The organism is Paraburkholderia sp. (genome assembly GCF_036488505.1).
GTDB lineage: Bacteria > Pseudomonadota > Gammaproteobacteria > Burkholderiales > Burkholderiaceae > Paraburkholderia.
Genome location: NZ_DASXHN010000183.1, coordinates 1 through 4,101 on the forward strand (window position 1 = coordinate 1; position 4,101 = coordinate 4,101).

Sequence of the window (4,101 nt, forward strand, 5' to 3'; positions counted from 1 at the left end):
CGAGCGCACCACGAGGCCGCTCTGAGCGACGCTGACTGGGCCGCGTGTGTTGCCACGCGCCGCGCGCACCGCCTTCACGCCGGCAACATATTGGGGGAAATAACTGCCGAGCAGATCGCTCAGATCGGGCATCTGCGGGCCATGCCACGCGATGCCGAAGACGGCGCCGTCGGTGCCGAGGTATTCGCGGACCACCGTGCCGTTGCCCAGCGTGGTCTCACGTACCGTGTAAGACGATGCTGACGAAGCAGTGGAAGACGCCGCCGCGTTCGCGCCAGACGCGGAGCGCATCACGCTCTGGGCGGCGCCGCCCGCCGGTTGCACCAGGCGGGAAGTGACCGAAGCGTCCGCGGGCGGGGTCATCGGCGTACTACCCAGCGCCGCATGGGCGGACTGCGCGGCTATCAAACCGCATAGAGAACATGGCAAGACCAGCGCCGCGATCCTGCCGGCGCGACGTACGCAACTCCACATGACGATGCTCCTCCCGAGCCGCAGCGCGGTTCGCCGGACAGGCGAACCGGCTGCCAGTAGGCTGATGATACGGCACCGCCGCAGCCGCGAGCGTGGGATGTCTTCACCGTGCGACCGCACGGCGCTGCGATGGCGGGCGCCGTACCGCGTTGACCCGGTAGTATGCCTGCGGATCGTGGCAGCCGACAGCCGGCGGCCGGCGCGGGCGACTTACCGTCTATTTCCGCCGGGAAACTGTCCGGAATGCGCGTGCCGGTTCAACCTTCAGCGCGCGGTTGGCGCCGATCGTGGGAAAAACGACGGCACCGAGGGACGGCGGCCAACAGGCGGTAAAAAAGACCGCCGCGCCGAACAGCCGATCAGGAAGAAACGGCCCGGCATCGACGCCGGACCAGGTCAGAAGCCGAGGCTGGCGAGCAGGTCGTCGACCTGCGATTGATCCTGCACCACGTCCGTCTTGCCTTCCGGATTGATCTGCGGACCGTTGAGCAGATGTTCGGGGCTGCCGGTCGGCGACGCCTCGGCCTTGAGCGCGGCCGCGTTCGCCGCGAATTGCTCGCGCCGCTCGAGCGCGATGTTCTCGACCAGCACACCGAGCAGTTGCTGCTCGATCAGATAAACGACGTCGGTGATTTTCTTGATCACCTGGCCGGTCAGATCCTGGAAGTCCTGCGCGAGCATGATTTCCATCAGTTGCGCGTTGGTCGCGCTGGTCGCCTGGGGCACGCCACCCAGGAAGGTGCGCGTGTCGTTCATCAGCGCGCGCACTTCTTCGCGCTCGATCGGTGACGCGTACCACTGCTCCCAACGCGCGTCGAGCTCGGCCGCGTCCTTCTGCAACTGCTCCTGCACGGGTTTGGCGATGTCGATTGCCGACAGCACGCGTTCGGCGGCCTGCTCGGTCATGTCGGCGATGTACTTCAGACGATCGCGCGCATCGGGCACGGCTTCCGCCGCGCGCTCGACGTGCTTGTCGAGCCCGAGCTCGCGCATCGAATCGCGCAGCGTGCGCGTCAGTTGACCGATGCGGGCGAGAATGCGGTCCGACGCGAAGTCGATGCTCTCGCTGGCCGCGTCGGCGCCAGGCATTTGGGTCGGCGGCGTCACATCAGCTCCCGGCTTTCGCCATCTTCTCGAGGATCTTGTTGAGCTTCTCGTCGAGCGTCGCGGCGGTGAACGGCTTGACGACGTAACCGCTCGCGCCGGCCTGCGCCGCCGCGATGATGTTTTCCTTCTTCGACTCGGCCGTCACCATCAGCACCGGTAGATGCGTGAGGTTCGCGTCGGCACGGATTTGCTTGAGCATCGCCAGACCGTCGAGATTCGGCATGTTCCAGTCCGAGATCACGAAGTCGTAGCTGCCGCTGCGCAGACGCGCGAGACCGGCCTGGCCGTCTTCGGCTTCGTCGACGTTCGAGTAGCCCAGCTCCTTCAGCAGGTTGCGGACGATCCGGCGCATCGTCGGAAAGTCGTCCACCACCAGAATCTTCATTCCCTTATCCATTTGTTTCCCTTTGCTTGATCCATAGGCGGCCAGCCGCCGCTCGAGTCTGTCCGGCCCGCATCATACCCGCTGGACACGATCGCCCATCGCCGACAAACGCGCCATCACACGCCGGCTCATTTCCGGCAGCGCGGCGATCTCGTCGGCGGCGCCTAGCGCGATGGCCTCGCGCGGCATGCCGAATACGATGCAGCTCGCTTCGTCCTGCGCCAGCGTGTAGGCGCCGGCCTTTTTCATTTCCAGCAACCCGGCCGCGCCGTCGCGCCCCATGCCGGTCAGAATCACGCCGACCGCGTTCTTACCCGCATGCTGCGCGGCCGAGCGAAACAGCACGTCGACCGACGGACGATGCCGGTTCACCGGCGGGTCGTCGGACAGGTGCGCAATATAGTTCGCGCCGCTCCTCGCGAGCAACAGATGCGCGTGGCCGGGCGCGATATACGCGTGACCCGGCAGCACGCGTTCGCCGTGCTCTGCTTCTTTAACGGTAATCCGGCACAAACCATTGAGGCGTTGCGCGAAAGATTTCGTAAAGCCGGGCGGCATGTGCTGCGCGATCAGCACCGCGGGCGCATCGGGCGGCAGCGGCACGAGTACCTCGCGGATCGCCTCGGTGCCGCCCGTCGACGCCCCGACGATGATCAGCTTCTCGGTACTCAACAGCGGATTGTTGAACAACGGCGCGGCGCCCACCGCCGCCTGCGCGGCGGGCGTGGCCGCATGCTGCGCGGGTGCCGCATGGCGCACCCGCGCGCGGGCCGCCGCGCGAACCTTGTCGGCGAGCTTTTCCGAATAGTCGAGCATGCCGTCGCGAATGCCGACCTTCGGCTTGGTCACGAAATCGACCGCGCCGAGTTCGAGCGCGCGCAGCGTGATCTCGTTGCCGCGCTCGGTCAGCGACGACACCATGACGACCGGCATCGGCCGCAGGCGCATCAGCTTTTCGAGGAAGTCGAGCCCGTCCATGCGCGGCATTTCGACGTCGAGCGTCAGCACGTCCGGGTTGTGCTGCTTGATGAGCTCGCGCGCGACGAGCGGGTCGGGCGCGGTCGCGACCACCGTCATATCCGGCTGGCCGTTGATGATCTCGGTCATCAGGCTGCGAATCAGCGCCGAATCGTCGACGCACAGTACCTTGATCTTCTGCACAGCGCTCACGCCTCCTCTGTGGTTCTGGCGTTGTTGGAATTATTCGGGCGCGGGCTCGCGCCGAACAGCTCGATTCCCGGCCGCGCGGCGGCCGGCTTCGCGAACAGTTCGACCCGTTTGCGCGCCGCCGCGAGCCGCTCGGCGCGCGCTTCGGCGCTTTGCCTCACGAGCGCCTGTTCGCGCTCGGCCACGCCCGCTTCCTGCTGCAAGCGCAATTTCTTCACCATCACCTGACCGGTGCGCGGCATGAACGCGACCTTGCGCGGATGCGAGCCCTGCAGATCTTCGGCGACGATGCGGATTTTCTCGGTGGCCAGATAGCGGCGCACGAACGCCGAGTTGCGATCGCCGATGTTCATCGTCGTCATGCCCGCGAGCACCGCGCCGCCGCCGAACACTTTGGCTTCGAAGCGCTCGCGCCGGCCGCCGGCCTTGATCAGCTCGTTGATCAGCACCTCCATCGCGTACGCGCCGTAGCGCATCGAATCGGACGCGGCGTGGCCGACGTCCGCGCCGTCGTCGGGCAGCATGAAGTGATTCATCCCGCCGATGCCCGCGGTGCGGTCCTGGATACAGGCCGCGACACACGAGCCGAGCACGGTCATGAGCACCATGTCCTCGCCCGTCGTGTAGAACTCATTGGGCAGCAACTTCACGCCGGGGCGCTGGAAGTGGTTGTCGTAATAGAGATTGGAAGCGATCGGCAACGCGCTGCTCATGCTGTCACCCTGCTCGCCGTGTCGCGCGTGGCCGCGCCGTGCGCCGCGCCAGCCGCGGCACTACCGGAGCCCGTGTCGCGCGTCAGTTCGTAGACGGTCTGACCGCGCAGCCGGAATGCCTGCGTCACGTAGGTGAAGTTCTCCGAGTGACCGGCGAACAGCAGGCCGCCCGATTTCATCAGCGGTTCGAAACGCGCGAGTACCTGCCCCTGGGTCGGCTTGTCGAAATAGATCATCACGTTGCGGCAGAAGATC

6 protein-coding genes are annotated in these 4,101 nt (G+C 66.3%); all 6 read right to left on the reverse strand.

The window, feature by feature from the left end:
- Positions 1-474 (reverse strand): DUF2844 domain-containing protein (locus VGH68_RS10675; RefSeq protein ID WP_331603575.1); only part of this gene is annotated, 474 nt, incomplete at its 3' end.
- 396 nt (positions 475-870) lie between these two features.
- Positions 871-1,563 carry a protein phosphatase CheZ gene (cheZ, locus tag VGH68_RS10680; RefSeq protein ID WP_331603580.1) on the reverse strand — a complete coding sequence of 231 codons (693 nt, stop codon included), beginning with the start codon at positions 1,561-1,563 and terminating at the stop codon, positions 871-873.
- A gap of 19 nt (positions 1,564-1,582) precedes the next feature.
- Positions 1,583-1,978, reverse strand: coding sequence for a chemotaxis response regulator CheY (gene cheY, locus VGH68_RS10685; RefSeq protein ID WP_331603576.1), 396 nt, complete (start codon positions 1,976-1,978; stop codon positions 1,583-1,585).
- Positions 1,979-2,038: 60 nt separating this feature from the next.
- A complete protein-coding gene (locus VGH68_RS10690; protein ID WP_331603581.1) occupies positions 2,039-3,127 on the reverse strand; it encodes a chemotaxis response regulator protein-glutamate methylesterase in 1,089 nt (362 codons plus the stop codon).
- A 5-nt stretch (positions 3,128-3,132) separates the two neighbouring features.
- Entirely contained in the window at positions 3,133-3,846 is a 714-nt protein-coding gene (gene cheD / locus VGH68_RS10695) for a chemoreceptor glutamine deamidase CheD (protein WP_331603577.1), read from the reverse strand.
- Positions 3,843-4,101, reverse strand: a 259-nt coding sequence (locus tag VGH68_RS10700) for a CheR family methyltransferase (protein ID WP_331603578.1), incomplete at its 5' end; no start/stop codon positions are given. The genes VGH68_RS10700 and cheD, both read right to left, overlap by 4 nt.

Excerpts from the sequence above, each read along its gene's own strand:
- cheZ (WP_331603580.1), bottom strand. The coding sequence starts at position 1,563 with ATGCCTGGCGCCGACGCGGCCAGCGAGAGCATCGACTTCGCGTCGGAC.
- cheY (WP_331603576.1), bottom strand. The coding sequence starts at position 1,978 with ATGGATAAGGGAATGAAGATTCTGGTGGTGGACGACTTTCCGACGATG.
- cheD (WP_331603577.1), bottom strand. The coding sequence starts at position 3,846 with ATGAGCAGCGCGTTGCCGATCGCTTCCAATCTCTATTACGACAACCAC.